The sequence below is a fragment of the Nonomuraea longicatena genome, assembly GCF_039525605.1.
Classification (GTDB): Bacteria; Actinomycetota; Actinomycetes; order Streptosporangiales; family Streptosporangiaceae; genus Nonomuraea; species Nonomuraea longicatena.
This window is the reverse complement of the sequence record NZ_BAAAHQ010000027.1, coordinates 106,703-132,282: the sequence shown is the minus strand read 5'-3', so window position 1 is coordinate 132,282 and position 25,580 is coordinate 106,703. Positions and strand designations below refer to the sequence as shown.

Genomic DNA, 25,580 nt, shown 5'->3' with positions numbered 1-25,580 from the left:
GTGTACGTGGACAGTACGATGTCGACCGAGGCCGCCAGCCGAAAGGCGCACCACAGAAGAAGTTCGTCAAGGAGAACCCCTCCCTGCAGCGGTTCACCAAGACGGATGTGGCGAAGTTCGAGATGGTCTTCCTTCAGCTGCCTCATATTGCCAGTTGGGGGGCGCAGAAATGCTTCCGGCAATGGACCATCGACGTCCTCTCGCACCGGACCGAGCTCCCGGACGAACAGTACTTTCGGAACCTGATCGCGAAGGCCATCTTCTTCACCCAGGCACGAAGGGAGATCATGCGGCTCAACCCAGGTGCGGGCTATCCCGCCCAGGTCACCGCCCACACTCTCGCGCGACTGGTTCCAGAAGTCGCTCTGGAGGCGATACTCGGCGCTATCTGGCGCAACCAGGCTCTCCCCTCGGAAGTGATGCAGGCCGTCGGCCCTCTGAGTACCCTCGTCCGCGAGGTGTTGCTGGACACGCCCTCAGGCGGCAATGTGACCGAGTGGGCCAAGAAGGAAGCGTGCACGAAGCGGGTCATGGATATCCACTGGGTAGGCGTCTGACACCTCGTTGTCCACAGCCGGTCCGAGACCTCATGGGATGCCTCCTCGAGACTCGTACAGTGCAACCCCAGGAAGAGCGCATGGGCCTGCAGGACCAGTTTGGTAGGTCGAGGGGAAAGGGGTACCTTCTGAGATTGGCGCCGCTTCGGGAGGCAAAAGTGACGCCTGTTGAGGCAGAATGCCTTGCACGACCGGGGCCTCTGTGTTCTCCTGGTGGTCATTGGGGAGTACAATAGGATGGAGGGCCGCGTGTCATTTTACGGGGTGAAGCTGCATCGCAGCGACGTCCTACAGCTCCCCGATCCTGACGATCGTTGCACCGAGGACATCTTCGTTGAGTGGTGCGACAAGCGCCTGGCTGCGGGTGAACGACTTGCGGTTGATCTTTTTTCCGGTGCTGGTGGACTAAGTCTTGGCCTCGAACGGGCTGGTTGGACCGTTGTCGCCGCAGTGGATCATGATCGGCGCGCGTTGGAGACCCACAGGGCCAACTTCCCAGGACTGTCGCTGGACGTGGACATGTCCGACGTCCGCGCCAGAGCAGACCTCATAGCTCTTCTGAAGCAAACCAAGATCGATCTTGTTGCCGGCGGCCCACCATGTCAGCCTTTCAGTAGAGCCGGTCGAAGCAAGATACGCAGCCTCGTCGACTACGCGGGACGCGACCCCCACGATGCGCGCAAGGAGCTATGGAAGGCCTTCCTCGAGGTCGCGCTGGCCATCCAACCCCGCGCCGTTCTCATGGAGAACGTTCCCGACATGGCACTGGGCGATGACTTCCGGGTCGTTCGAGAAATCGTCGAGCACCTTGAGGGCGCCGGCTATCACACCGACGTTCGCCTGGTGGACGCGTGGAAGTACGGAGTTCCTCAGCACAGGAAGCGCTTGATCGTCCTCGCCCGAACTGATCACCATGAGTTCCCTTGGCCCGAGGCTCTCCCCAAAGTCACAGTGCGGGATGCGATCGGCGATCTTCCCGTGCTGCCCGAAGACGACCCTGTCGGCGATCGTCGCCTTCCATACCAGGGGGAGTCCTTGGCCTCTGCGTTCGCAAGGCGAATGCGAGAAAATGAGCACTCCGGTTTCGTCTGGGACCACATGACCCGCCCGGTCCGGCGTGACGACCTCGAGACGTTCAAGCTCATGGACCACAAAACTCTGTACCGCGACATCCGACCCGACCTTCGTCGGTATACCGCCGAGACCTTCGATGACAAGTACAACCGCTTGGGCTGGGACGAACTCAGTAGATCCATTACAGCCCATATCGCCAAGGACGGCTACTGGTATATACATCCCGAGCAGCATCGAACACTTACCGTGCGAGAAGCGGCTCGAATTCAAACTTTTCCGGACGATTTTCGCTTTTCCGGTACGCGAAGCGATGCCTTCCGGCAGATTGGAAATGCCGTACCTCCAGAACTTGGCAGAGTCGCCGCCCAGGCGATCAATCCCGAGAACACCATTCAGGAAACGCTGTTCTCGACGCCCGCCCGCTGGGCACTGATCCATAAGGCCCTTACATCCTGGGCCGAAGAACAGCGGAAGGGCTCGGACTGGTTCAACATTCCTGGCGATGACGTTACTCCGGCCGTTGCCCTTGTCGTTGCAATGCTCAGCGCCATCGGGAGGGCCGAGACCCGCGGGCTTGCTCAAGCCTTGGAGCCGCTGCGCGGCGTGGCCAAGGTGACGGCTAGAGAACTCGGCTCCCTCATGGACCGTCTCGGCCCACGTGCGGAAAGCCGGCTTGCCCCCCTACAGGAACTCACGGCCAAGCACAACGTATGGAAGAACCCTGCCGACTTGGCCGAGGCGCTGCGCCTGAAGCCGGCAGAGGAATCCCTCCTTACGTTGCTTAGCGGGCACGACGTCATGCTCACCTCGCAGGTGTCCCTGCGGGTTGCGGCTCGGGTATCTGGCACGAACTCCGACCAGACCAATCGCCTTACGGACGGCAGAGTTGATTTGGCGCGGCTCATCGGAGGCGGTAAGCCGGCCCCCCTTCGCATGGCGGCTCTACGAGTACTCGGTATGACGACCTGCACTCCGAACGAGCCGTTGTGTAGCACCTGTCCGCTGACGACTTGGTGCAGTTACTCCATCGAGGAACGTCCACGCGCCTCTACACTCTGGTAGGTCAACGACCAGACGGATCTCGGGGAACGCCTCCTTCTCTAGCCTTACGCCCAACTTCCTCGGCTGCGAGACGCACGTCTCTCCTAATTTCACACTCCCATACACGGTGCACGCGCCAACCAGCCTCCTCAAGGGATGCGTCGTTCCGACGGTCCCTGGCGCGGTTTGTATCGATCTTTATGCGCCACCGCTCCGCATTCGGCCCCCTGAAAGCTGGCGCGTGATCAGGGCAGCCGTGCCAGAAGCAACCGTCCACAAAAACCGCCAGTCTCCACCGGGGAAGAACGAAATCCGGAGTACATCTAGCGACGAGTCGCTGGTGGAGTCGGAATCGGAAACCCAGCGCGTGAACAGCACTGCGTAGCGCTACTTCCGGCTTAGTGTTCCTCGTACGACGTCCGCGGAGGTGTGCTCCCTTCTCTGTCGCCTCCCACGATCGGTCGGCAGCCACGTAGAACTCCTTCCAATCAGGTGCGTCCCCCGGTTCTGATGGTACGTGCCTCGGCCATCAGCCGATGTCATGCAGAACTACCCTCTTCGCGACGCCCTTGAGGAGATTGCATTGCTGCCGGGTCAACTCGCTGGCCAGACGACAACCGCGCATTAAACTTCTCCGAGAGCAACGATGACGCGACGGTCGATGTCCAGCGCTTCAGCTCAAATCTCCAGTCAGGCCAGCACTCTTGATCCACCGCCCCTATCGAGGACTTCCCTCGAAGTGCTCCGTGATCATGGCGCCCGACGGAAGGGAGCCGTCTGAGGGCCTGTTGGACTGTGCCCATTCCCATGCCACCTGGCGGAGGTCCGAGGCGCTCTCCCGCGCGATGGTGGACACTCTGATGTCCCTGCACCTGCGCTCCTGCCAAATCAGCATCTTGTAGGCACCGATCAGCGCGAACGAGGGTCAGGCGGCGACGATCTGTGCCACAAGGTTCGGGTCGACAACCGCGACATTCGCTGCCAGGCTTGCCATGCTGCTGACGATGAGCAACGTCCAGGCCAAGGTCTCCATCAAAGCCGGGGCGGTTCAACATGCGGTCTGGCGGCTGGGCTCGCGTCTTCTCATCGTGGCCCAAGACGACGACCTCACGACGTACGGCTCTACGACGAGGCTTCGCTCCAAGTGGTCGATTATCCGGCCAACAAGCCTATTCCGACAGGCTGGGATCTCCACGGCCTTCTGCTGGGCTCCAATCTGGAATGAGGCCGGAGCTGTGCGCCCGTGCACGCCTGATCGTCTACCTAAGATTCGCTGAGGTTCGGGCCACGCAGAGAGACACACGTAGTCCGGCGGGCCAGGGCTGAGGAACGAAGCCTTGGACCTTCGATCGCCCCCGACCATGCACGATGCCCAGCCATGCTGTGGCGATCGTAGGGCTGCATCTGTGCGGTGGCGTGGCAACCCCGGTCGACGCGTTCAGTTGGTACGGCGGGGCGGGCGTGCGGTGGCCGGCCCGGTGTCCCGCACGCCGTCCGGGACCGGCCCCCAGGCCCCACGCCCGGACGGCGTGCGGGCGGAGGGCCGGGGGTACGGCGGCGCGCCGCGCCGCCGCTTGATCTCCTATCGGTACAACCCGGCAAGCTTGAGGATGCGGAGCCTCACGCGGTGTAGTGCTGAGGCGCCAGATCCATACGGTCGATGCCTATGCCATGATGCGCCTCTCGACGTTCTTGCTGTCCGCCGTGTTGCTTGCAGCGCGTGGGTGGTGCTGGCCGCGACCGGCCGAAGAGCCGTAGCGCGGCCAGCGACCGCCCGACGCGCGACGAGACGCCGCAGGCGGCTCGCCTTTAAGGACGTAGAGAAAGTTCTCATCCATCGGGGCTGTTGGGGCCCATGATGCCGGTGATCTCGCATGTGATCCCCGTCTCCTCTCTTGCCTCGTCGTATGGCGGCTGCTGGGATGGACTCGCCCTGGTCGATTGTCCCGTCACGCTGGGGAGGACTTAGTTGCCGTTGCCGTTGCCGGTATGGCGGATCAGGAGGAGGGTCGCCGGCCTCGTTGGGGCCACGTTGTTGACAGAAGGCACGAGGCTATTCAGCTCGGGCGCGTCCGGGCTGTTGTTGTGGGCGATCCGCCTGCTCACGTCATGCAGCCTGCTCGGGCGTGGTGGGGCGTTCAGCCTTGGGCAGGTTCGGTGTCGGACGGTGGGCTGACGAAGCTGCCCATGTGCGGGATGGTGTAGAGGAGGCCTTCTTCGCGGAGGGCGCGTACCGCTTTGCGGGCGGTGTCGCGAGCGATGCCGAATTCCTGGACGAGTGAGAGCTCGGAGACCAGGTACTTGGGCGGATAGGTGCCGGACTGGATGCGCTGACGAATGACGTCTGCCACCTGCTGCCACTTCGGCCGGTCGGGCTCGAACTCGAACATGGGTCAACGGTAGAAAGCCGGGCCGGTCGCCCTACGCGCGCCTACGAGGGTAGACATAGACTTGTCGGTGACTGTATGTCAACACGCGGCTATGACCTCGGCATACTTCGCGCGGCGTTCCCGGCCTGGTCGCTGTTCTGTAGCGACGCGGGCGTCTTCTACGCGACCCGGCGCGGTGTCCATCTTCGGGATGCCGACATCGACAAGGGTCTGCGGCAAACCGTCAGTGCGGACGACGCGGAGGTCTTCGTGTCGCTGCTCCGGGATCAGACGCAGCTGGCGGTGAGGTCGTGAGTGTCGGTCCGCCCCCGCACTTCAACTATCACGGCCCCCATGTGCCGGCTGCGCGGACGGGGGCTGTACGGCTGGAGTGGTCGCCGATCCTGCCTCGGGCTGACCGGCTGCGGGTCCGCGATCATACGTGCTCGTGTAGGTACCCAATGTTCGAGTTCTGCACGGCCGGGGGTCTGTGGTTCGTCCGGCGCCACCCGGTCAAGGCCCTCGCGGGCATCCTGGAAAGCGCGTGGATGCCCGCTCGCGCCGCGCAAGACCTGTGGTTGCAGATCCTTAGTGGTGAGGCGCAGTGACTACGAGGTGCTCGCGCGCTGGTTGAAGAAGGCGTCGGCGGTCTGCTCGGCGATCTCCTGGGGGGTGGCCTGATGGGTGTGGAAGCGGCGGTGGAATAGATCGTTGTCGTTGGCGTGCAAGTCGGCCAGTGTCTCGTCCCATGCCTGGAGGCGGTTGACGGTGTCGCTGTCGCCGCGCTGGCGGGAGCGTTGCTCACAGACCTGGAGGGGGATCCAGAGCAGTACGACGAGCCACGGCGCGGGCTGGACCAGGCGGCGGATGTCGGCGATGTTGCCCAGGTGGACGATCGGCACCTGCCCGGCCGCGGTGATCCGGTCGATGTGGTGGCGGTCGATGGCGTAGGTGTTGCTGTAGCGGTGAGTTTCGATCAACAACCGCCCGGCGGCCCGGAGCTGGGTGAGTTCCTCGGCGCTGGCGAACCTCTCGATGTGGGTGCGTATCCCGATCTTGGGAGACAAGCCACACGAGTTCCTCAGGGCCCAAGCGGTGTCGCTCTGTGAACTCAACGGCCCACCGGCGGAACGCGGCATCGAGGTCAATGAGCGTTCGGTCAAGGTCAAAGAGGGCAAGGTGCTGCACGTCGCCGATCTTAGAGACGAGCGGCTCGATAGCGACAGCCTGGCCCCCGAACTGCAGCGCTGACCTTGGGAAATGCCTTCAAGATCATCTCCCGCATGTCCCCAGGACGCTGTCCTACGGCCGCATTCGGCAGCTCCTGGCGACCTGCCGAGGGTCTGGAGAGCAAAGACCTGCGGCAGGGAAACCGCAGGTCAGAGGCCAAATACCTGGTCGAGATGAGTGCCCCCGGCAGGATTCGAACCTGCGGCACCCGCTTTAGGAGAGCGGTGCTCTATCCCCTGAGCTACGGAGGCGGATGGGGTAAGCCTAGCGAAGTTCTGGCACTGCGTGGGCACGCGGAGACGGGCCACTTTGGGCCGGGCGGGTCAGGGGTGGGGTGAGGTGGGGTAAAGGGATCGCAAGTGATCACTCGGCCGGGGGGCGGGCCTGGCTAGCGTCGGGCGCGTGACAAGTAGGCGGCAGAAGCATCGTAGGCGGCCGGTGGTGCTCGGGGTGGCCATGTTGGCGCCGGCGATCCTGGCCGGGGGGCTGATGGTGGGTGAGCTCACCGGGTACGAGGCTGAGGCCCAGGAGCCGGGTGCGGGCATGGCGGTCGGGCCGGGGACGCTGGCGTTCGAGCCGATCTATGTGCCCGCCCCCCTGCGCCCGGACCTGATCTACGAGGGCATCGTCCCTCGCATGCAGACCGAGGATCCGGTGCGGGAGGCGCCCGTCGAGGTGGTTCCCGAGGTGCGGGCCGAGGTGCCGGCCACCGTACGGAGAGTCGTCGACCTGCCCGCCGAGCAGCCGGAACAGCGGGACCGGTGCCCGGGGGAGTGGGAGGAGACCTGGCTGTGGGAGCTCTGCCTGGCGAACCTGCGGGACGAGGGGTGACGGGGGCGGTGGAGAAGTGCGGGGGCCTTCTCCGCCGCCTGTGCGAGACCGGCCGTACGGGGGTGTGACGTGGCGGCTGCCCGGAGTTGGGTCCGTGCACTCGGGGGGCTGTAGTAACGTGCGTGCCTGACCAAGGTAACGAGTGTGCAAACGGAGGAGTCCGAACGTGCCAGCTCCTCGATCAGCGGGTCTGATCGCGGTCTTCGCGGCGCTCACCTCACTGTTGGCACCCACGGAAAGGGCGGTCGCCGCGCCCGCCTCTGTCGCCGCCCAGAAGGCCGTCGACCCCAAGAACCTCAGCGAGCTTCGCCGCGACGCTGAGAAGTCCGCCAAAGAGCTTGAGGACGCCACCAAGGCCTTTGAGAAGCGCCGCACCTCCTTCGCCGCGTCGGAGAAGGAGCTGAAGACCAAGATGCGCGCGCTCGAGGACGCCGAGCGGCGCCTGTCGGAGATGCGCAAGCCGGTGACGCGCCTGACGCAGTTGTTCTACCAGCAGCCGCTCGGGGGGGACGGGATCATGCCGTTCCTGTCGGGGGACGCCGGCGCTGGCGCGTTGCAGGCGATGACGACCGCGCAGCAGCTGGCGGCGGTGCGGCAGATGGAGGTCGAGCAGGCCAGCAGGCTCTTCCAGGAGACCGAACGGCTGGCCGCCGACGCGCAGGAACTGCGGGCGGGCAACCTGCTGGCCGAGGCACAGATGGCGGCCGAGATCGACATGCTCAGGCAGCGCTCCGACAAGATCGTGAAGACGCTGACCTCGGCGCTCGTGAAGCTGGGCATCAAGATCGACAAGGTGGGGCGGGCGGCGCTGGCGTGCAACCCGCTGCGGATCACGACGGCCAACGACTACCCGAACGGGCTGATCCCCAGCACGCTGCTGTGCCCCCTGCAGCAGCGGGGGCACATGCTGCGGGCGGACGCGGCCATCGCGTTCGTCAGCCTGAACGAGGCCTACCGCAAGCAGTTCGGACGGCAGATCTGCGTGACCGACGCCTACCGGAACCTGTCCGAGCAGCAGTCGGTCTATTACCGGCGGCCCGGCTTCGCGGCGGTGCCCGGACGCAGCAACCACGGGTTCGGGCTGGCCGTCGACCTGTGTGGCGGGGTGGAACGCTTCCGGTCCGCCGAGTTCAACTGGCTGGAGAAGAACGGCAAGCGGTACGGGTGGTTCCACCCCGACTGGGCCTACAGCAGTCCTTTCGAACCGTGGCACTGGGAGTACGACCCGAAGATCGACCCTCTGCTCTGAGCTCAGACCGGGGTCAGCTGCGAGGTGCAGGCGGCGCAGCGGGTCGCGGCCTTGGGGATCTCGCTCAGGCACTCGGGGCAGTCGCGGTGGGTGGCCTCTTCCTGCGCCGCCGCCCGCTCCTTGAAGTGGTTGTACGGCCCGACCACCAGGAAGTAGATCACCGCCGCCACCATCAGGAACGAGATGACGGCGTTGATGAACTGGCCGTACAGGAAGTTGGACTTGCCGATCGTGACCTTCAGGGAGGAGAAGTCGGGCAGTCCGCCGAAGGCCGAGATCAGCGGCGTGAGCAGGTCGGAGACGAACGAGTTCACGATGGACGTGAACGCCGCGCCGATGACGACCGCCACCGCCAGGTCGATCACGTTGCCTTGCATGAGGAATTTCTTGAATCCGCGCATGCCGACCAACTGTAGTGGAGTGATCACAGTAGGTGGGTTTTCAGGGTGACGGACAGGCGGCCGCCCGCCTGGGCCGTGGCCAGCTGGCCTGCCTGGGCGGCCGTGGTGGCCAGGACGACCAGTGCGCCGTGCTCGTCCTGGCTCGGGGGCACGGACACGACGGTGACGTCGTCGGCGACGAGGTGCGCCGGACGGTCCGCCCAGGCCGCCAGCACGCCGATGCGGGAACCGGCGGTCAGGAGCCGGGCTGCGTCGGCGTCGGCGATGCGGACGGGCACGGCGACCAGGCCGGGCTCCAGCCGTACGGAATGGAGCAGGCGTGTGTCGGTGAAGGGCTCGCCCTTGCGCATGGGGGCGGCGAGCACCCGGCCGGGCACCGGCGCCCGCAGGGCGCCGTCAGGGGGCGGGGTGAGTTCGGTCAGGGTCATGTCGCCTGGCCGCAGTACGCCGGGGGCTAGATCGCGCGCCGCCACCAGCACCTGCGTCCCCGCAGGGGGACGGAGGGCGAGCAGGCCGGACAGCGCGGCGACACCGGCCAGCAGTGCCGCGATCAGGCGGCGCCTCATGGCAGGTCGAAGGGGAGCTTGATGCCGTCGAGCGCGGAGCCGCACGGGCAGGTGCGCTCGGTGGGCAGGGACCGGACGGCGGCGGAGACGAGGGTGCGCATGCGGGCGACGTTGTCGGCGAAGAACCGCAGGACCTCGTCGTGGGTGACGCCCTCGCCGGTCTCGACGCCCGCATCGTGGTCGGTCACCAGGGACAGCGAGGTGTAGCAGAGGGCGAGTTCCCTGGCCAGGATGGACTCGGGGAAACCGGTCATGCCGACGATGCTCCAGCCGTTGGCGGCGAACCAGCGCGACTCGGCCCGGGTGGAGAAGCGCGGGCCCTCGATGACGACGAGGGTGCCGCCGTCGACGGTCTCCCAGTCGTTGCCGCACGCCGTGGCGACGGCGACGGCGCGGCCCGACGGGCAGTAGGGGTCGGCGAAGGCGACGTGCACGGCGCCGGTCTGGTCGTAATACGTCTGGACACGGCCGGAGGTGCGGTCGACGAGTTGGTCGGGGACGACGATCGTGCCGGGGCCGTACTCGTGTCTGAGGGAGCCGACGGCGCTGGGGGCCAGGACCTGGCGGACGCCGAGGGAACGCAGCGCCCACAGGTTGGCCCGATAGGGGATGAGGTGGGGAGGGAAGCGGTGATCGCGGCCGTGGCGCGGGATGAACGCGACCGAGCGGTCTCCGATGCGGCCGACCGTGACGACGTCGCTGGGTGGGCCGTAGGGCGTGGTGAGGTGGATCTCCTCCGCGTCGTCGAGCAGGGAGTAGAAACCGGATCCGCCGATGACGCCGATGTCTGCTGGCATGGCGCCGACACTAGCGGGAGAGAGTGGGGCGGGCGGAGGGGAGAACGGGGGGCTGTGGATAACGCGGAAAGGGGCTGTGGACGACGCGAGCGTACCGACAACTCCGCTGAGTAGCGAAATATGTGCACACAGTACGATCAATGGCATGCGGCACAAGGGCCTGGGTCTCATCATTGTCGCGCTCATGCTCGGCATGCTGCTCGCGGCGCTCGATCAGACGATCGTGTCCACGGCCCTGCCGACGATCGTGAGCGACCTGGGCGGCCTGGAGCAGCTGTCGTGGGTGGTGACGGGCTACATGCTCGCCTCGACGGTCTCGACGCCGCTGTGGGGCAAGCTGGGCGACCAGTTCGGCCGCAAGAGCCTGTTCGTCGCCGCGATCGTCATCTTCCTGATCGGCTCCGTGCTGTGCGGTCTGAGCCAGAGCATGGCGCAGCTGATCGGGTTCCGCTCGCTACAGGGGCTCGGCGGCGGCGGGCTGATGGTGCTGGCGCAGGCGATCGTCGGCGACGTGGTCCCGGCCCGCGAGCGGGGAAAGTACCAGGGCTTCTTCGGTGCGGTGTTCGCGGTGTCGAGCATCGTCGGACCCCTGCTCGGCGGCCTGTTCGTGGACAACCTGTCGTGGCACTGGGTGTTCTACGTCAACCTGCCCGTCGGCGCCGTGGCGCTGTTCGTGATCGTCGCGGTGCTGCCGAACGACAAGTCGAGGACCAAGCACCGCATCGACTACGCCGGAGTGGTGCTGATCGGCGGGGCGACGAGTTGCCTGGTCCTGATCGCAACCTGGGGCGGCACCACCTATAAATGGATAAGTCCGGAAATTGTGGGGTTGGCTGCCGCCGCCCTCGCCCTCCTCGTCGCCGCCTACGTCGTGGAGAAGCGCGCCGCCGAGCCGATCATGCCGCTCAAGCTCTTCCGCCTGCGCGCGTTCACGATGACCTCGATCGTGGGCTTCGTGGTGGGTTTCGGGATGTTCGGCGCACTGACCTACCTTCCGCTCTACCTGCAGAGCGTCCACGGCGTGAGCGCCACGATGTCTGGAGTGCACCTGCTCCCGATGATGCTCGGCATGCTGGCGATGTCCATCGTCAGCGGCCAGGTCATCGCTCGCACCGGCAAATACCGATATTTCCCGATCGCTGGCACCTTCATCGCCACCGTCGGCATGTTCATGCTCTCCCGCCTCGACGAGAACAGCTCCACCCTCACGATGAGCGTCGACCTGCTGGTCCTCGGCGTGGGACTCGGCATGACCATGCAGGTCCTGGTCATCGTCGTACAGAACGCCGTGGACTTCGCCGACCTGGGCGTCGCCACCTCGGGCGCGACCTTCTTCCGCTCGATCGGCGGCTCGTTCGGCGTCGCCACGCTCGGCTCGGTCTTCACCGCCACCCTCGACGCCGACCTGGCCGAACTGCTCGCCCGGACCCGCCTGCCACCCGGATTCAACCCCGCCGACCTGCAACGGGACCCGACGATCATCCAGCACCTGCCGCCCCCGCTGGCCAGGGACTTCCTGCACATCTACGCCGACGCCATCGCCCAGGTCTTCCTCGTGGGCACACCGGTACTGTTCGTGGCCTTCGTGCTGTCCTGGTTCATCCCCGAGCAGAAGCTGCGCGAGACCACCAAGGCGGTCGATCTCGGCGAGGGGCTCGGCGCGACGTCGGCGGAGCGGTCCTCACTGGCCGAGGTCGAGCGCGGTCTGGTCCGCCTGGCGGACGGCCACCTGCGCAAGGACTACTACGTACGGCTGGGCCGCCTCGCCGGCCTCGGCGACCTGCCGGCGGGCAGTGTCTGGGTCATCGCCAGACTCGGCGGCGAGGACTGGGTCGACGCCGACGCGCTGGCCGAACGGGCGCACATCACCAGGGAGGAGGGCAGACCGTACGTGGACCGCCTGACCGAGCGCGGTCTGGTGGTGCGCTCTCCCGACGGCGGGGCGCTGCGTCTGACGGAGGAGGGACGGCGCGCGGCCGACAGCCTGCTCGGGCACGCCAAAGCAGGGCTGGTCAGGCTGGTCGAGGACTGGGGCGACAACCCGGAGCTCGAACGGCTCTGCGAGCGGATCGCGCCCGAACTGCTCGGCTCGGAGAGCGACCGTCCGAACTAGCTGGAGGCGGCGGCGGGTGCGGCGGCCGGAGCGGAGGAGGACTTGTCGGGCGAGCTCTTCTCAGCCGAGGTCTTCTCGGCGGGCTTCGGCGAGGTGGTCGTGCTCGTGCTCGACGAGCGGCTGTCGGTCTTGTAGAAGCCGGAGCCCTTGAACACGATGGCGGCTGCGGAGAAGACCTTGCGCAGCTTGCCCTCGCAGGCGGGGCAGACGGTGAGCGCGTCGTCGGAGAACTTCTGGACGACTTCGAGCTGCTCACCGCAGTCATTGCAGGCGTACTGGTAGGTGGGCACGCGCTCCTCCTCGGGGGTTGGCACTCGAGCGTAGCGACTGCCAATGCTAACCGATGAGCGCGGGCTTTCATTCCTGCCCGCGTTCGCCGTACCACCCCGCCAGCTTGCCCCTGCGGCTGACCGCGCGCAGTCGGCGTTCGACCTGCTCACGGCAGGCTGCGGTGGTCACGACCAGCAATTGGTCCTCCGCGCGGACGCGGGTGGTCGTGGTGGGCACGAACGAACGGCCGTCCCGTACGACGAGGGTGACGGCCGCCCCTGCGGGCAGCCGCAGCTCGAAGATCTCCACACCGTGCAGTTGCGAGCCGGAAGGCACCTTGATCTGCAGCAGGTCGGCGTCGAGCTCCTCCAGCGGCGCGGACTCGACCTCCAGCTCGTGCGGCTCGCCGGGCGCGCTCACCCCCAGCACCCGGGCGAGGTACGGCAGCGTCGGTCCCTGCACCAGCGTGAACACGATCACGATGACGAAGACCTCGTTGAAGACCTCCTTGGAGCCCGGCACGCCCGCCGCCCAGGGGATGGTCGCCAGGACGATCGGGACGGCGCCCCGCAGCCCGGCCCAGGAGAGGAACACCTGCTCCCGCCAGGGGACCCGGTCGAGGAACGCCAGGCGGGCCAGGAGCACGGAGACGGCCACGGACAGCGGCCGGGCCAGCAGTACCAGGACGGTTCCCGCGATGAGCCCCGGGACGATCGCGGAGGGCAGCTCGCTCGGGCTGGCCAGCATGCCGAGCATGACGAACAGGAGGATCTGCGCGAGCCAGGCTGCGCCCTCCGCGAACCCGCGTGTGGCGGGCCTGTGGGGGAGGCGGGCGTTGCCGAGGATCAGCGCCGTCAGGTAGACGGCGAGGAAGCCGGAACCGTGCAGGTAGACGGCGCCGCCGTACGAGACGAAGATCAGGGCGAGCACCGCGAGCGGGTACAGGCCGGAGGCCGGCAGGGCGAGACGGCGCAGCGCGAAGACTCCGACGGGACCGACGGTGCAGGCCACGGCGGCGCCCACGGTGAGCTCGAAGCCGGCTTGCATGATGAAGATCCCGAAGCTGGGCATCGGGGTGTTGATCTGGCTGAGCAGGACGACGGCGATGACCGTGGGGGCGTCGTTGAAGCCGGACTCGGCCTCCAGTACGCCCGCCAGCCGTGGCGGCAGGGGGAGGCGGCGCAGGACGGAGAAGACGGCGGCCGCGTCCGTCGAGGCCAGGACGGCGCCGAGGATGAGGGCGGCGCGCCAGTCGATGCTGAGGAATCCGGTCACGGCGCCCGCTACCACCAGGATGCTCACCGCGACGCCGACCGTGGCGAGGATCAGGGCAAGGGGTACGGATCTCCGCACGTGCGCCCAGTTGGTGGTCAGACCGCCCTCGGCCAGGATGACCGCCAGTGCGGTCAGGCCGATGTGCTGAGCGAGCGTCGGATCCTCGAACTGGATGCCGAAGCCGCCTTCGCCCAGCAGCAGTCCGAATCCGAGGAACAGCAGGAGGCTGGGCAGTCCGCTGCGGTGGGCGATGCGGACGGAGACGATGGCCGCGATGACCACAGCACTGCCGAGAAGGAGCCAGACATCAACGTCCATCTGGCCCCCTCTCTCTGTGTAGTCACATAAGACTAGTGAGTCCCATGGGTGTCACCGCATAACGGACCGGCTGGTCGTGGGCCTCGGCCGGGATGTCGTCGATCAGTTCGCCGTCGTGCAGCAGGGCGACCGTGGGGACGTTCGGTCCCACTCTGGCCAGAGCGCGGTCGTAGGAGCCGCCGCCTCGGCCCAGCCGTACCCCTGTCCGTCTGTCGACGGCGAGAGCGGGGACGAGCACGAGCGCGGCGGTACGGATCGCGTCCACGCCGCGCCGGGTGTCTATGGGCTCCATGATCCCGGATCGTCCGCGTTTGAGCGAATCGGGACCGTCGTATACCGCCCAGTCCAGATCGTCATCGTCTTTATGCACAGGCAGGATCACGGTCGCGCCGTGTTTCCACAGGGCGAAGACCAGCCCGTGCGTGTCGGGTTCCGAACCTGTAGACCAGTAGCACGCCACCAGCCCCGCCATCTGCACCCACGGCTGATCGAGGAGGGTTTCACGGATGTTGCTCGCGTTCGCCCGGCGCTGCCCGGGATCCAGGGAGGCTCGCGCCCGCAGCAGGTCGCGGCGCAGCTTCAGCTTGTCCACAGATACCTCCACTAGGGTCTACTCATGGCTGACTTCGACCCTGTGACGAAAGCCGTCGTGCCCGCCGCGGGTCTGGGCACCCGGTTCCTCCCGGCGACCAAGGCGACACCCAAGGAGATGCTGCCTATTGTCGACAAGCCCGCCATCCAGTATGTCGTCGAGGAGGCCGCCTCCGCCGGGCTGCTCGACGTCCTCATGGTGACGGGCAAGAGCAAGCGCTCGATCGAGGACCACTTCGACCGCGCCTTCGAGCTGGAGGGCGCGCTGGAGGCCAAGGGCGACGAACACCGGCTGTCGCAGGTGCGCGAGCCCGCTTCGCTCGCCACCCTCCACTACGTGCGGCAGGGCGAGCCGAAAGGTCTCGGCCACGCGGTCCTCTGCGCCAAGCAGCACGTCGGCGACCACCCGTTCGCCTGCCTGCTCGGCGACGACCTGATCGACCACCGCGACGAGCTGCTCAAGCGCATGGTCGAGGTGCGCGGCACCTACGGCGGCAGCGTGATCGCGCTCATGGAGGTCCCGCGCGAACAGGTCTCCCTGTACGGCGTGGCCACCATCGTGGCCACCGACGAGGACGACGTGGTCCGCGTGACCGACCTGGTGGAGAAGCCGCCCGCGGACGAGGCGCCCTCCAACTGGGCGATCATCGGCCGCTACGTCATCGACCCGGCGGTCTTCGAGGTCCTGGAGAACACCCCGCCGGGGCGCGGCGGCGAGATCCAGCTCACCGACGCGCTGCGCACGCTGGCCGGGCGTTCCTCCTCCGAGGGCGGGCCGGTCCACGGCGTGCTGTTCCGCGGCCGCCGCTACGACACCGGCGACAAGCTCGAATACCTGCGCACGGTGGTGAGGTTCGCGGCCGATCGGCCGGACCTCGCGCCCGAGTTCGTTCCCTGGCTGCGGGAGTTCCTTCGTGAAATCGGTTGACGCGCACCTGGCCGAGATCCTGGCCACGGTCCGCACTCTGGCGCCGCTCGAACTTGAGCTTGAGCGGTCGCTGGGTACCACGCTGGCCGAGGAGGTCTCGGCACCGGTGCCGTTGCCGCCGTTCGACAACTCGGCCATGGACGGCTATGCCGTACAGGCGGCCGACGTCGCCCAGGTCCCGGTGCGGTTGCCGGTCATCGACGACGTGGCGGCGGGGTCCGACGAACTGCGGGCGGTGGGGCCCGGTCATGCCGTACGCATCATGACCGGCGCGCCGCTGCCCGCGGGCGCCGACGCCGTGGTGCCCGTGGAACTGACCGACGGCGGCACCGCGGTGGTAACGATCAACCGCCCGGTTCCGCTGGGCAACGCCATCCGCCGGGCCGGTGAGGACGTCCAGGCCGGTGAGGTCGTGCTCAAGCCCGGCACGGTGATCGGCCCCACCCAGCTCGGCATCATCGCGGGCGTGGGGCGGCGCCGGGTGTGGGTGCGCCCGCGCCCGCGTGTCGTCGTGCTGTCCACGGGAGCCGAACTGGTCGATCCCGGGCTGCCGCTCGGCCCCGGCCAGATCTGGGACTCCAACAGTTTCACCCTGACCGCCGCCGTCCGCGACTCGGGCGGCGACGGATTTCGCGCCACGACCGTCGGCGACGACCCGGCGCTGTTCCTGGAGCAGCTCGACGCCCAGTTGGTCCGCGCCGACGCGATCATCACCAGCGGCGGTGTCTCGATGGGCGCCTACGAGCCGGTCAAGGAGGCGCTCGGCCCGCTCGGCACGGTTCGCTTCGAGAAGGTCGCGATGCAGCCGGGCATGCCGCAGGGCTTCGGCGTGGTGGGCGAGGACCAGGTGCCCATCTTCGCGCTGCCCGGCAACCCGGTCTCCTCGTACGTCTCCTTCCTGTTGTTCGTGCAGCCCGCGCTGCGGAAGATGCGCGGGCTGGCCGCCGGGCCTGCCGAGACGGTGACCGCCCACCTGCTGGGCCCGGTGCGCTCGCCCGCCGGCCGTCGCTCCTACCTGCGGGGCGTGCTGGCCTCTGACGGCACCGTGACGCCGGTCCACAGCCAGGGCTCGCACCAGCTCGCGGCGCTGGCCTCGGCCAACGCGCTGATCGTGGCACCGGAGGACGTGACCGAGCTGCCCACGGGGGCGGCCGTGGAGGTGATCAGGCTGTGAGCTTCACCCATCTGGACGAGTCCGGCGCCGCACGCATGGTGGACGTCTCCGGCAAGGAGGTCGGTGCCCGTACGGCCACGGCCACCGGCCGCGTGCTGCTGTCAGGAGAGGCGGTGGCGTTGCTGCGGTCGGGGGAGGTGCCCAAGGGCGACGCGCTGGGGGTGGCGCGGATCGCCGGGATCATGGGTGCCAAGCGCACGCCCGACCTGGTCCCGCTGTGCCATCCGATCGCGCTGCACGGGGTGAAGGTGCTGCTCGACGTGGTGGACGAGGGGGTCGACATCACCTGCGTGGTGAAGACGGCCGACCGTACGGGCGTCGAGATGGAGGCGCTCACGGCGGTCACGGTGGCGGCGCTGGCGCTGATCGACATGGTGAAGGCGGTCGATCCGGCGGCGGTGATCACCGACGTGCGGGTCGAGGAGAAGACCGGCGGCAAGACGGGCGTGTGGACCCGTCCGGACGCCTGAGGAGCGGGCCGATGATCCGTGCGCTGGTGATCACCGCGTCCAACCGGGCGGCGGCGGGCGTCTATCCGGACAAGTCGGGGCCGCTGCTGGTCTCGCTGCTGGGCGAGGCCGGGTGCGAGGTCGACGGGCCGGTGGTGGTGCCCGACGGCGAGCCCGTCGAGGCGGCGCTGCGCGACGGGGTCGCCAAGGATTACGACGTGATCGTCACCACCGGCGGCACAGGGCTGACGCCCGCCGATCTCACCCCGGAGATGACCGCCCGGGTGATCACACGGGAGATTCCGGGAATCGCGGAAGCCATCCGGCTGGTCAACCGCGACAAGGTGCCGGCCTCGGTATTGTCACGCGGATTGGCCGGACAGTCCGAGCGGACATTGATCATTAATTTGCCCGGATCGAGCGGCGGGGTGCGGGACGGCGTCGCCGTACTGGCGCCGATTCTGGAGCATGCGGTGGACCAGGTCCGAGGCGGGGACCACCCGCGCTGACCTTTTATCGATCTTCGCTTTTTCGCTGGCCGGGCATGTGGTGATTTATCCATTTTTCGGGCTGCGGGATTCCTCCGTGATGCGGTGATGTCCGGCGCAGCAGGGCTTACGGCGCGAGCACCCGGCCCAGCGGGTGATACCGGGCAACCGATCCATGGCGGGCCGGTGTCCGATCGGGGGATGATGAAGGTGTGGATCGACTTCGTGGCTGGCCGGCGACCCTGAGCGAAGGGCCGGTGGGACTCCGGCCCTTGCGGCTGGGGGACGTTCGCGTGTGGCGTGAGACCCGCCTGCGCAACGCCGACTGGCTGCGGCCCTGGGAGCCGAGCAATCCCGAGACGCCGCTGTTCAGAACCGGTCTCGGGCCGTACGTCTCGATGGTCGGCACCCTCCGCCGCGAGGCCCGCCAGGGCATGGCGCTGCCGTGGGTCATCACCTACGAGGGGCGCTTCGCCGGACAGCTCACCGTCGGCGCGATCGTGTGGGGGTCCGCCCGCTCGGCGCAGGTCGGCTACTGGGTCGACGGGTCCCTCGCCGGGCGCGGCATCACCCCGACCGCCCTCGCCCTCGCGGTCGACCACTGCTTCTTCACCACAGGACTTCACCGGGTAGAGGCCAACATCCGGCCGGAAAATCACGCGAGCCGAAGAGTGGTTGAGAAGCTTGGTTTCAGGGAAGAAGGCATTCGGCGTCGCCAACTCCACATCGACGGAGCCTGGCGCGACCACATCTGTTACGCGTTGACTGTCGAAGATGTACCCGGCGGGCTACTCGTGCAGTGGCGTCGTGCGCGTGAGTCAGCGGCTCACGGTGGGTCTCCGGTAGAAGAGGTTTGACGATCTCGCGACACACCGCATCGAATACTCGTCAATTAGTGACACGCGGTCTTACGGTGCGTGACGTGAGCACATCGAAGACGCCAAGAGAGCACAGGCGTTTTCATGCTGCCCTGAACCGGGCCCGGAGGTGGTCGTGAGCAGCGTCCTCCTCTACCTCGCCATTGTCGTCATGTGGCTCTGCGTCCTGGTGCCGATGTGGTTGCGCAGGGACAAGACCAACCTCGCCGAGCTCGCGGAGCTCGAAGAGGAGTACTACACCGGCGAGCACCAGCTACCCGATCTGGAGCAGGTCTCCGGGGCTCCTCCGACGGATCACACCGATTCGGACGAGACGCTGGAGGAGACACCCGTCATCGATCCGCGCCAGTTCCGGGCGCGGCGCCGCGCGATCATCGTGGCGCGGCGGAGACGGCTGCTGTTCTTCACGGCGCTGCTCGTGATCGCCTCTTTGGTCACCGCGGCGGTGAAGATCATGCCGTGGTGGGGCGTCGCGCCCTCGGTGGTGGTCATGATGACGTACCTGGCCTTTCTCCGCATCGCCGTACAGGTGGATCGGGAGCGGCAGCGCCGCGTCGCGGAGATCCGCGCCGAACGGGCGCGCCGCCTGCGCGAACGCCGACGCCGCGAGGCCGAGCAGGCGGAGGCCGAGATCATCGAGTTCACGTCCCGGCAGGCGGACGCTCTCTTCGATCAGTACGCCGAGCCGCCGCGTCGGGCGGTCGGGGACTGAAAGGGTGGCGCGAGGACCCCTGGGAGTTTGCTAACCTGGTCGAGTCCTTGGGGATGTAGCGCAGCCCGGTAGCGCACTTCGTTCGCATCGAAGGGGTCAGGGGTTCAAATCCCCTCATCTCCACCAAGGGCCGTTCTTGAAACGGCTGGACTGACGTTGACGGGATCCCGGCTGATCATCGCGATCGGACGGGATCTCGTCGTTTCAGGGGTTTCCGAATCGGGTTCGTCCTAGTTCGGGGACTGCGGAGCGGGTGGTTGGGAAGGCCCGGGTGGTGTCAGGCCGCTGGTGGAGGACCGAGATCCCGCCGTTGGGCATGGCGAAGCCGACGGTGGGCCGGGCGCTGCGGTGGGGTGGCGGGTTTCGCGGCTTATGGGGCGGGTGGTGGCCTGCTCTGGCCTGCGGGTGGCGTGCCGTCGAAGGTCCCGGTTGGAGTCTGCGGGGCGTCGGCCGGTGTGATCGGCCCGGTTCGGGGCCGGTGGGTGTGGCGCCACTGGTCGAGGAAGTGGTCGTTGGCGACTGTGACGAGCAGTGCGACCAGGATGGTCTGGGCGACGCGGCCGTGGGCGAGCCGGTTCTTGGGATCGCCGAGGTCGAGGTCGTGTCCCTTGAGCTGGCCGTTGATGCCTTCGGTGTTGGCCCGGACAGACTTGTAGGTGGCGATCCAGGCCGGGCTCAGGTAGGCGAGGTCCTGGCGGAACTTGTCGAGGTGGCCGAGGTCGCCGGGGTGCAGGGTGATGGTCTGCTGGTGGCAGATCTTCGGCAGTTCGCCGCTCTTGTGGTCGGGGGTCGGGGGTCGGACACGAGGTTTGGCCGCGGCGTGGGCGGCTCTGTGCCGGGCGTCGGTCAGATCGACCGCGGTGGACCGGCGGGGCCCGCGCTGGTGGAGGCGCTCGAAGCGGGGGCAGGTGACCGACGGAGAGGTTCCTGCTGCCGGGCACTGCAAGCGGATCGCGCCGTCTGCGTTTGCGCTCTGTTTGAGGCGCAGCAAGTACGGCTCTCGCGCGCTGATGAGCGCGGCGAGTTCTTGCGATGGGGTGCGGACGGAGGCGTCGTCGAGGCCGGAGGTGGCCTGCGCGAGCCGGCCGGGCGTCAGCGGGCAGGCCAGGGAGCCGTCGATGAGCAGGGCGCCGTGGGCGCTGCCCTGCACTCCCCGCTGATCGACTTTGTAATCGAGGGCGAGCTTGTAGCCGAGTGCGCGTGCGGGCTGGGCGAAGTGGACGGGTTGCTGGTCGGTGTAGGCGCGGTCGGCAACGGCGAAGGCCGCGGGCAGGCCGAGCGCGGCCAGAGGTTTGAGGGTGGTGACGGCGTTGGCGCCGATGCGTTTGTGCGGGGTGTCCAGGACCAGGCCGAGCGCCAGTTGCGGAAAGGACGCGGAAACCGGGCGGGCGCGGGCGGCGACGGTGAGCGTAGCCGAGTAGCCGTACTCGGGTGGGCCGTTGCCGGCCGAGTGGTGCCAGCCCGCGGTGATCTCGGTGGAGGCGAACAGTTCGCCGGTGGAGCGGCGCGCGCGGGGCGGGCGGGCGAAGACCGGGGCGGCGGTGGTGTCGATGCCGACGTCGCCGCCGAATCCGGCCAGGTAGCCGCGGCCTTTGCCCCAGCGGACCGGGGTGAGCACCAGTTTGGTGACGAGGTCTTGCAGCAGGTCCCGCTTGCGGGTGTGGTCGGGATCGTCGTCGTGCCAGGCGGTGGCGTGCAGGTCGGCCTCGTGCTGGGGCAGGCGGGTGCGGCGGTCGTGCCGGGCCGGATCCAGCAGGCTGGTGAGCCGGTCGAAGGCGCGGTAGAAACGCCGGTTGTCGGCCAGGCAGGCGTGCGGATCATCGACAGGTGGCCGGTCGGCCTCCAGCCCGAGGTGCTCACGGGCGCTCGGGGACAGGCAGAAGGCGGCCAGCCGCCAGGCTTCGGCCAGGGTGGCTTTGCCGCTGTGGTGGATCGAGACCATCAGGCAGACCAGCACCGCCCGGATCGGCACCCCGGCCGGTCCGGGGCGTGGGCCGAGCTCGGCGTCGATCAACGCCATGATGCCGGAATCCTCCAGCAGCCGGGCGTAGTGGCCGATGACGGCGTCGGGGATCTGGGCGGTTTGCTTGACGGGAGGCCGGGGTCGGGTGGTTCGGGCTCGGGTGGTGCGGGGCGGCCAGGCGCGTGGCTTCGCCGTACTCACTTGGCCTGTTCGTCGGGCCTGCCGCGCAGCAGCGCGACCGCGGTGGGCTCGTCCAGGGCGGGGACGAAGTGTTGGTAGCGGGCCAGCGCGGAGACGCTCGTCCCGGCTGCGGAGGCAACCACCCCCAGGTCGATGCGGGCGCTGAGCAGCTCGACGATCCAGGAGGAGCGCAACCGGCGCACCGACAGGGCGGGCAGGCCGCCGGTCGGGGTGTGACGGGCGGTCCAGGAGCTGAACAGGTTCTTGGCGTGCCGGGCGGCGCGCCTGGGCCGGAACACGAAGGCGTCGCTCGGCTGGTCGGCGGCGTGGGCCAGGACGTTCTCCCAGGCGGAGCGGCAGACGATCAACCGCTGCGTGCCGGGGACGGTGACCACGATCGCGCCGCAGGTCAGGCGGCGCAGATGCCCGGTTTGGACGGCGGCGACCTCCCCAGAGGTCAGACCACAGCCGAAGGCGAGCGCCATCAACGCCAGCGCGTCGCCTCTGGCCTGGCCGGGCAGGCGTTCGGCCCAGCCGCGAAGGCGGCCGAGCTGGGCCGGCGAGTACGGCGGGCTGACCTGCTTGGGGGCTGCCATCGGAGGCGGTGCCTGTTCGCCGCGTTCCAGCCAGGCCAGTGTGGCGCGCATGTGCCGCAGCCAGCTGCGGTAGGTCTGCGCCGAGCGTGGGGCCAGGTCGGTGCAGCCGGTCAGGACGAACGTGTCGATCGTCTCGTGCCGCAGCCACACTTCCGGGTCGTCCGGCAGGCCGGTGCGGTGACACCACACGGCCAGGCGGGCGGTCGCGGTGAGCAGTCGTTCCACCTGGTAGGGGGAGCGGTCGGCGCTGGCGGCGACCAGCATGCGCACATGCCCGCGGACGCGGTCCCACTCCGGCGGAGCGTTCTGCGGCCGGTAGCCGGTGATCGTGGCCGAGGTCGCGGGGTCGAGGGTCACACCCCACCCATAGTGGCAGGACAAGCAGCCGTTACGCAGGGCGACGACATCCACTGAAAGGAGCGTTTTGTGATGGTCGGAGGACGCGCACGCTCGGCCGCCCCCCGGGACCTGGCCGAAGACCCGCAGGCCTGGCCCCACGCGGACCTGGCCCGCCATCCCGCCGCAGCCGTCGTCCAGCAGATCGCCGCCACTCTGGCCGGCATCCTCGCCGAACGCCGCCTGAGCCTGCGCGGCCTGGCCGCCGCCTCCGGCGTCAACCGCCAGTCCATCGCCGACCTGCTGGCCGGACGCTCCTGGCCGGACGTGGCCACCATCGCCCTGCTGGAGACCGCGCTCGCCGTCCGGCTGTGGCCGAACGACACCTCGGCGCCCCGATGACGGCGCCGAACCCCGAGACGAACGCCGTGATGACATCGACGGCATGATCGAGCCTTCCCTCCGCCGCCCCGACAACCCGGACATCCGGGCAGAAGCAGCCGTCATTTGGCTCGACAGCCTCCAAGCGACCACCTATCGCGTTAAGCTCGGAAGGCGAGAGCCTTCGAAGAGTCAGAACCTGTTGGGCGCTCACGCAACCCGGTGCCGTCGGGCTGCAACTCGGCGGCACCACCGTTCGACCCGGTCACCAGACCGGCAAATCGCTTCAGCTCGTGGCGGCGCTCCCTCCGCCGGCGAACCCGTTCACCCCGGACGCGATCGAGAACAAGCCCTGCTCACGCTCGACCAGCCAGCCGTCGACCACCAGCCGCTTGAGCCGCGCGCGCATCCCCTCCACCTGGCCGCGGACATCCTGCTGCCCCAGCGCCCGCACCACATCCCGCGCCCGCAACGGCTCGTCGGAACTGGCCAGCAACACCACCGCGTCCTTGCGCAACCCCCGCAGGGCCGGACGCTCCGGGGGAATCTCTGCGTGTCCGGGAGTTTCCGGGGCGCTGCGGACCGCGTCCTGATCGCCTTCGGTGGCCTTGCCGGGCTTCGCGTCGGCCGGCTCGTCAGCCGTCTCCAGCGCGGTCAGTTCCTCGCGCGCGATGGACAGCCGTTCCAGGCGACGCTGTGCCACGGCCAGCCGCTCCCGCAGCTCTTCCAGTTGCCTGGACAGCTCGGCGCATTGCTGCCGTGTGGACTCCTCGGCCCGCTCCAGCTTCGTCAGCAGCGACGTCACCATCGACTCCCTCTCGGCAGTCCCCCGGACCACCGCCATCACTCAACGCATGGCTGCAACTCCACACTGTAGGCGGCAATGGCATCGCTGACCCTGAAGACTGCAAGATCCCTTACGGGCCGCACGAAGACGACATGCCTCCACCACGCGGATGAGGACCACAGCATCCCCATGGTTCCGAGGCCCGAACCGCGACCGAAAGGGATGCCTCGGACGGCCATCACGAGCGCCATGGCGTCAGGACCGAAGACACCGGCACCCGCCGTCAAATGTTCGACAGCAGGCGCGGTGCACCGGCGCGGGTTGGCCCCTCGGCGGGTCTCGGCCGACCACCGTAAATCGGTGGAGCCGTATGTTCCGCGCACGGCAGCAACCCGCACAAGGGCTTGTGGCTACTGGCCCGGTTCTGCGGGAGGTCATGCGGTATCCCGGCGGACCGATCGCGCCCGACGAGCAACTCGACGCCGGACGCGGCAACTCCGACGCGCTCTGACGACCGTGGGAAACGATCATCTCGAGCCCGGGAAGCGATCTTCTAGGCGGCTACTTCACCGCTGTTCAGCGCCATTCGTGAACACCCCACCAAGGGCCGTTCTTGAGACGGCTGGACTGACGTTGACGGGATCCCGTCTGATCACTGAGATCGGGCGGGATTTCGGTGTTTCAGGAGATTCTTGAATCTGGTTCGTCCGGATTCGTGCCTCGGGATGCGGCGGGGTGAGACGATCACGACGCTGGTGGTGAGGTCGCCACGGGCATTCTCGGGCTCAGGCGCGGGATTGCGTTGGTGGGTGCTGCGCCAGTTGTCGAGGAAGTGGTCGTTGGCGACGGGTGATCATCAGCGCGGTCAGGATCGTCTCGGCGACCCGGCCGTGGGCGAGCCGGTTCTTCGGGTCGCCCAGATCGATGTCGGAACTCTTGGCCCGGCCGTTCAATCCCTCCGTGTTTGCCCTGATGGGGCCAGCGGCCGGGGCGCCATCGAGTTCGTCCTCCTCTTGCGCCGGCTCTGGCTGAGTCGCCTCGTCCGCGTCTTCTGCGGCCTGGCCGCCGCCCGCCTCGGTCATCGCCGCAGCCGCGGCGCCCTCCGAGGTGGCCGTGCCCGGTGAGGCGGCGCCGGGCGATCAGCGTGAGCATGCGTTCGATGGTCTCGGCGGGGATCCGGGAGGCGATCTTCGTGGTCAGAGCCGTTTCGGAGCGGCTCAGCGCTGAGCCGATCACCCTGACTGATTCGCAGACGGGCGGGCCGTTCCAGGCGTTCCTCGCGCAGCTGCGCCTCGCGTACCCGCTCGGCCCTGCGCTCCCGATCACACACGTGGGTGGCAAGCCAGTGCGTCGGCCACGGTGCATTCTCGATCCGGCCGATCAGCGGCGCCGGCAAATGGAGGTCAGCGCGCGGGTGAGGCCGCGCGCGTGGAGACGGCCGAGGTCTTCCTCGTCGGCGACGCCCGTGAGGATCCTGGTCAACTTCGTCTGGCAGGAGATCCGCTCGCGGACATGTCCGGTGTCCTTGATGGCCTGTAGCAGTTCGCCGGTGATCCGGTCGAGGTGGGGGCGGACCTGCGTGGCCAGGTCGGGGCGCTCGGCGGGCTGTCCACCGGGGTGAGCCCGCCAGCGCGCGTGCAGAGCGCGCTGGACAAGCTTGTTGGCCTCGATCTGGTCGCGGAAGATTCGGGTGGCGACGGCGGGGTTGAGGCCGAGTGTTTCGGATTGGGTGGCGACTGCGTCGAGTACCTGCTTCTCGCGGGCGGGGTCGTCGATCGGCAGAGTGGTACCCCACTTGGCGGCGGCGACCTTGTCTGCCAGCCGCACCCTCTCAAGGGACAACTCCACCAGCGGCTCCAGCCCGCCACGGTCCGGGGCGATGGCAGACGATGCGGCGCGGGGGTGCGCGGGCGCAGTGGCGGAAGCGAGGGCGAGGCCGAGAGCGAGCGATACGACGGGGATGAGCATGGTGTCCCTTGTCGGTGGTGATCAGCTGGCAGGGCGGGACGGCCGGACCGGAGGAAGA

General features: G+C 68.0%; 30 protein-coding genes and 2 tRNA genes. 16 read left to right on the top strand and 16 right to left on the bottom strand.

Annotated features, from left to right (window positions below):
• Together ABD120_RS26140 and ABD120_RS26135 are read left to right on the top strand one after the other, a co-directional pair.
• Positions 1–557, top strand: a 557-nt coding sequence (locus ABD120_RS26140) for an AIPR family protein (RefSeq protein WP_343952713.1), incomplete at its 5' end; no start/stop codon positions are given.
• Positions 558–806: 249 nt separating this feature from the next.
• Positions 807–2,693: a DNA (cytosine-5-)-methyltransferase gene (locus ABD120_RS26135; protein ID WP_343952712.1), complete on the top strand. Its 1,887-nt coding sequence runs from the start codon at positions 807–809 to the stop codon at positions 2,691–2,693.
• A 1-nt stretch (position 2,694) separates the two neighbouring features.
• On the opposite strand, the gene ABD120_RS26130 is transcribed toward ABD120_RS26135, so the two are convergent.
• The 3 genes from ABD120_RS26130 to ABD120_RS26120 all read right to left on the bottom strand — a co-directional run bounded on the left by ABD120_RS26130 (position 2,695) and on the right by ABD120_RS26120 (position 5,062).
• A complete protein-coding gene (locus ABD120_RS26130; protein WP_343952711.1) occupies positions 2,695–3,144 on the bottom strand; it encodes a very short patch repair endonuclease in 450 nt (149 codons plus the stop codon).
• 1,493 nt (positions 3,145–4,637) lie between these two features.
• Positions 4,638–4,778 carry a hypothetical protein gene (locus ABD120_RS26125; RefSeq protein ID WP_343952710.1) on the bottom strand — a complete coding sequence of 47 codons (141 nt, stop codon included), beginning with the start codon at positions 4,776–4,778 and terminating at the stop codon, positions 4,638–4,640.
• Positions 4,779–4,810: 32 nt separating this feature from the next.
• Entirely contained in the window at positions 4,811–5,062 is a 252-nt protein-coding gene (locus ABD120_RS26120; RefSeq protein WP_343952709.1) for a GntR family transcriptional regulator, read from the bottom strand.
• 75 nt (positions 5,063–5,137) lie between these two features.
• Here ABD120_RS26120 and ABD120_RS26115 point away from each other — a divergent pair, with 75 nt between their 5' ends.
• Together ABD120_RS26115 and ABD120_RS26110 are read left to right on the top strand one after the other, a co-directional pair.
• On the top strand, positions 5,138–5,356 hold the full coding sequence (locus ABD120_RS26115) for a hypothetical protein (RefSeq protein ID WP_343952708.1): 219 nt from the start codon (positions 5,138–5,140) through the stop codon (positions 5,354–5,356).
• A gap of 146 nt (positions 5,357–5,502) precedes the next feature.
• Complete coding sequence (locus ABD120_RS26110; RefSeq protein ID WP_343952707.1) at positions 5,503–5,649, top strand: hypothetical protein; 147 nt, start codon at positions 5,503–5,505, stop codon at positions 5,647–5,649.
• Here ABD120_RS26110 and ABD120_RS26105 read toward each other — a convergent pair whose 3' ends face one another.
• Positions 5,650–6,108 (bottom strand): nucleoside/nucleotide kinase family protein, encoded by a 459-nt coding sequence (locus tag ABD120_RS26105; protein WP_343952706.1) that lies wholly within the window; start codon positions 6,106–6,108, stop codon positions 5,650–5,652.
• On the opposite strand from ABD120_RS26105, the gene ABD120_RS26100 reads away from it, so the two are divergent.
• Positions 6,083–6,292, top strand: a complete 210-nt coding sequence (locus tag ABD120_RS26100) for a hypothetical protein (RefSeq protein ID WP_343952705.1) — start codon at positions 6,083–6,085, stop codon at positions 6,290–6,292. The genes ABD120_RS26105 and ABD120_RS26100 overlap by 26 nt on opposite strands.
• Positions 6,293–6,449: 157 nt before the next feature.
• Here ABD120_RS26100 and ABD120_RS26095 read toward each other — a convergent pair.
• A tRNA-Arg gene (locus ABD120_RS26095) sits at positions 6,450–6,522 on the bottom strand.
• Between the two features lie 151 nt (positions 6,523–6,673).
• Here ABD120_RS26095 and ABD120_RS26090 point away from each other — a divergent pair.
• Both ABD120_RS26090 and ABD120_RS26085 read left to right on the top strand, forming a co-directional pair.
• Positions 6,674–7,102, top strand: a complete 429-nt coding sequence (locus tag ABD120_RS26090) for a hypothetical protein (protein WP_343952704.1) — start codon at positions 6,674–6,676, stop codon at positions 7,100–7,102.
• A gap of 166 nt (positions 7,103–7,268) precedes the next feature.
• Positions 7,269–8,351: a D-alanyl-D-alanine carboxypeptidase family protein gene (locus ABD120_RS26085; RefSeq protein WP_343952703.1), complete on the top strand. Its 1,083-nt coding sequence runs from the start codon at positions 7,269–7,271 to the stop codon at positions 8,349–8,351.
• Between the two features lie 2 nt (positions 8,352–8,353).
• Here ABD120_RS26085 and mscL read toward each other — a convergent pair whose 3' ends face one another.
• From mscL to ABD120_RS26070, 3 genes are read right to left on the bottom strand one after another with little or no spacing between them, the layout of a single operon-like run.
• Positions 8,354–8,752, bottom strand: coding sequence for a large conductance mechanosensitive channel protein MscL (gene mscL, locus ABD120_RS26080; protein ID WP_343952702.1), 399 nt, complete (start codon positions 8,750–8,752; stop codon positions 8,354–8,356).
• A 23-nt stretch (positions 8,753–8,775) separates the two neighbouring features.
• Positions 8,776–9,318 carry an SAF domain-containing protein gene (locus ABD120_RS26075; protein ID WP_343952700.1) on the bottom strand — a complete coding sequence of 181 codons (543 nt, stop codon included), beginning with the start codon at positions 9,316–9,318 and terminating at the stop codon, positions 8,776–8,778.
• The gene (locus ABD120_RS26070) at positions 9,315–10,115 is read right to left on the bottom strand and encodes an S-methyl-5'-thioadenosine phosphorylase (RefSeq protein ID WP_343952699.1); all 801 of its coding nucleotides are present in this window, start codon (positions 10,113–10,115) and stop codon (positions 9,315–9,317) included. Before ABD120_RS26070 ends, ABD120_RS26075 begins: the two co-directional genes overlap by 4 nt.
• A 145-nt stretch (positions 10,116–10,260) precedes the next feature.
• Between ABD120_RS26070 and ABD120_RS26065 the strand changes: the two genes are divergently transcribed.
• Positions 10,261–12,228, top strand: coding sequence for an MFS transporter (locus ABD120_RS26065; RefSeq protein ID WP_343952698.1), 1,968 nt, complete (start codon positions 10,261–10,263; stop codon positions 12,226–12,228).
• Here the strand turns inward: ABD120_RS26065 and ABD120_RS26060 are convergent.
• From ABD120_RS26060 to ABD120_RS26050, 3 genes are all read right to left on the bottom strand, one after another.
• Positions 12,225–12,518 carry an FmdB family zinc ribbon protein gene (locus ABD120_RS26060; RefSeq protein ID WP_343952697.1) on the bottom strand — a complete coding sequence of 98 codons (294 nt, stop codon included), beginning with the start codon at positions 12,516–12,518 and terminating at the stop codon, positions 12,225–12,227. The two genes, ABD120_RS26065 and ABD120_RS26060, sit on opposite strands and share 4 nt — an antisense overlap.
• 67 nt (positions 12,519–12,585) lie before the next feature.
• Positions 12,586–14,091, bottom strand: coding sequence for a potassium/proton antiporter (locus ABD120_RS26055; protein ID WP_343952695.1), 1,506 nt, complete (start codon positions 14,089–14,091; stop codon positions 12,586–12,588).
• Positions 14,092–14,113: 22 nt separating this feature from the next.
• Positions 14,114–14,683: a 5-formyltetrahydrofolate cyclo-ligase gene (locus tag ABD120_RS26050; protein WP_343952694.1), complete on the bottom strand. Its 570-nt coding sequence runs from the start codon at positions 14,681–14,683 to the stop codon at positions 14,114–14,116.
• Positions 14,684–14,707: 24 nt separating this feature from the next.
• Here ABD120_RS26050 and galU point away from each other — a divergent pair, with 24 nt between their 5' ends.
• From galU to ABD120_RS26015, 7 genes are all read left to right on the top strand, one after another.
• Complete coding sequence (gene galU / locus ABD120_RS26045) at positions 14,708–15,610, top strand: UTP--glucose-1-phosphate uridylyltransferase GalU (protein WP_343952693.1); 903 nt, start codon at positions 14,708–14,710, stop codon at positions 15,608–15,610.
• Complete coding sequence (gene glp / locus ABD120_RS26040) at positions 15,597–16,784, top strand: molybdotransferase-like divisome protein Glp (RefSeq protein WP_343952692.1); 1,188 nt, start codon at positions 15,597–15,599, stop codon at positions 16,782–16,784. The genes galU and glp overlap by 14 nt, the downstream gene beginning before the upstream one ends.
• Positions 16,781–17,254 carry a cyclic pyranopterin monophosphate synthase MoaC gene (gene moaC / locus ABD120_RS26035; protein ID WP_343952691.1) on the top strand — a complete coding sequence of 158 codons (474 nt, stop codon included), beginning with the start codon at positions 16,781–16,783 and terminating at the stop codon, positions 17,252–17,254. The genes glp and moaC overlap by 4 nt, the downstream gene beginning before the upstream one ends.
• A gap of 11 nt (positions 17,255–17,265) precedes the next feature.
• Entirely contained in the window at positions 17,266–17,742 is a 477-nt protein-coding gene (locus tag ABD120_RS26030) for a MogA/MoaB family molybdenum cofactor biosynthesis protein (protein WP_343952690.1), read from the top strand.
• 191 nt (positions 17,743–17,933) lie between these two features.
• Complete coding sequence (locus tag ABD120_RS26025; protein WP_343952689.1) at positions 17,934–18,578, top strand: GNAT family N-acetyltransferase; 645 nt, start codon at positions 17,934–17,936, stop codon at positions 18,576–18,578.
• A gap of 136 nt (positions 18,579–18,714) precedes the next feature.
• Positions 18,715–19,311, top strand: coding sequence for a divisome protein SepX/GlpR (sepX, locus tag ABD120_RS26020; protein ID WP_343952688.1), 597 nt, complete (start codon positions 18,715–18,717; stop codon positions 19,309–19,311).
• A 49-nt stretch (positions 19,312–19,360) separates the two neighbouring features.
• Positions 19,361–19,437, top strand: a tRNA-Ala gene (locus tag ABD120_RS26015).
• Positions 19,438–19,681: 244 nt separating this feature from the next.
• Here ABD120_RS26015 and ABD120_RS26010 read toward each other — a convergent pair.
• Together ABD120_RS26010 and ABD120_RS26005 are read right to left on the bottom strand one after the other, a co-directional pair.
• Positions 19,682–21,475 carry a hypothetical protein gene (locus ABD120_RS26010; protein ID WP_343952687.1) on the bottom strand — a complete coding sequence of 598 codons (1,794 nt, stop codon included), beginning with the start codon at positions 21,473–21,475 and terminating at the stop codon, positions 19,682–19,684.
• Positions 21,472–22,407 carry a hypothetical protein gene (locus tag ABD120_RS26005; protein WP_343952686.1) on the bottom strand — a complete coding sequence of 312 codons (936 nt, stop codon included), beginning with the start codon at positions 22,405–22,407 and terminating at the stop codon, positions 21,472–21,474. Before ABD120_RS26005 ends, ABD120_RS26010 begins: the two co-directional genes overlap by 4 nt.
• A gap of 72 nt (positions 22,408–22,479) precedes the next feature.
• Between ABD120_RS26005 and ABD120_RS26000 the strand changes: the two genes are divergently transcribed.
• Positions 22,480–22,788, top strand: a complete 309-nt coding sequence (locus ABD120_RS26000; protein ID WP_343952717.1) for a helix-turn-helix domain-containing protein — start codon at positions 22,480–22,482, stop codon at positions 22,786–22,788.
• Positions 22,789–23,053: 265 nt separating this feature from the next.
• On the opposite strand, the gene ABD120_RS25995 is transcribed toward ABD120_RS26000, so the two are convergent.
• From ABD120_RS25995 to ABD120_RS25985, 3 genes are all read right to left on the bottom strand, one after another.
• Positions 23,054–23,575, bottom strand: a complete 522-nt coding sequence (locus tag ABD120_RS25995; RefSeq protein ID WP_343952685.1) for a hypothetical protein — start codon at positions 23,573–23,575, stop codon at positions 23,054–23,056.
• 764 nt (positions 23,576–24,339) lie between these two features.
• Entirely contained in the window at positions 24,340–24,636 is a 297-nt protein-coding gene (locus tag ABD120_RS25990) for a hypothetical protein (RefSeq protein WP_343952684.1), read from the bottom strand.
• Positions 24,637–24,934: 298 nt separating this feature from the next.
• The gene (locus ABD120_RS25985) at positions 24,935–25,522 is read right to left on the bottom strand and encodes a chorismate mutase (RefSeq protein WP_343952683.1); all 588 of its coding nucleotides are present in this window, start codon (positions 25,520–25,522) and stop codon (positions 24,935–24,937) included.
• Between the last annotated feature and the right edge of the window lie 58 nt (positions 25,523–25,580).

What these genes read in the sequence shown, in the direction of transcription:
- ABD120_RS26120 (WP_343952709.1), bottom strand. Translation starts at nt 5,062, where the DNA reads ATGTTCGAGTTCGAGCCCGACCGGCCGAAGTGGCAGCAGGTGGCAGAC.
- ABD120_RS26115 (WP_343952708.1), top strand. Translation starts at nt 5,138, where the DNA reads ATGTCAACACGCGGCTATGACCTCGGCATACTTCGCGCGGCGTTCCCG.
- ABD120_RS26110 (WP_343952707.1), top strand. Translation starts at nt 5,503, where the DNA reads ATGTTCGAGTTCTGCACGGCCGGGGGTCTGTGGTTCGTCCGGCGCCAC.
- mscL (WP_343952702.1), bottom strand. Translation starts at nt 8,752, where the DNA reads ATGCGCGGATTCAAGAAATTCCTCATGCAAGGCAACGTGATCGACCTG.
- ABD120_RS26075 (WP_343952700.1), bottom strand. Translation starts at nt 9,318, where the DNA reads ATGAGGCGCCGCCTGATCGCGGCACTGCTGGCCGGTGTCGCCGCGCTG.
- ABD120_RS26070 (WP_343952699.1), bottom strand. Translation starts at nt 10,115, where the DNA reads ATGCCAGCAGACATCGGCGTCATCGGCGGATCCGGTTTCTACTCCCTG.
- ABD120_RS26065 (WP_343952698.1), top strand. Translation starts at nt 10,261, where the DNA reads ATGCGGCACAAGGGCCTGGGTCTCATCATTGTCGCGCTCATGCTCGGC.
- ABD120_RS26055 (WP_343952695.1), bottom strand. Translation starts at nt 14,091, where the DNA reads ATGGACGTTGATGTCTGGCTCCTTCTCGGCAGTGCTGTGGTCATCGCG.
- galU (WP_343952693.1), top strand. Translation starts at nt 14,708, where the DNA reads ATGGCTGACTTCGACCCTGTGACGAAAGCCGTCGTGCCCGCCGCGGGT.
- ABD120_RS26030 (WP_343952690.1), top strand. Translation starts at nt 17,266, where the DNA reads ATGATCCGTGCGCTGGTGATCACCGCGTCCAACCGGGCGGCGGCGGGC.
- ABD120_RS26000 (WP_343952717.1), top strand. Translation starts at nt 22,480, where the DNA reads ATGGTCGGAGGACGCGCACGCTCGGCCGCCCCCCGGGACCTGGCCGAA.
- ABD120_RS25995 (WP_343952685.1), bottom strand. Translation starts at nt 23,575, where the DNA reads ATGGTGACGTCGCTGCTGACGAAGCTGGAGCGGGCCGAGGAGTCCACA.
- ABD120_RS25990 (WP_343952684.1), bottom strand. Translation starts at nt 24,636, where the DNA reads ATGACCGAGGCGGGCGGCGGCCAGGCCGCAGAAGACGCGGACGAGGCG.
- ABD120_RS25985 (WP_343952683.1), bottom strand. Translation starts at nt 25,522, where the DNA reads ATGCTCATCCCCGTCGTATCGCTCGCTCTCGGCCTCGCCCTCGCTTCC.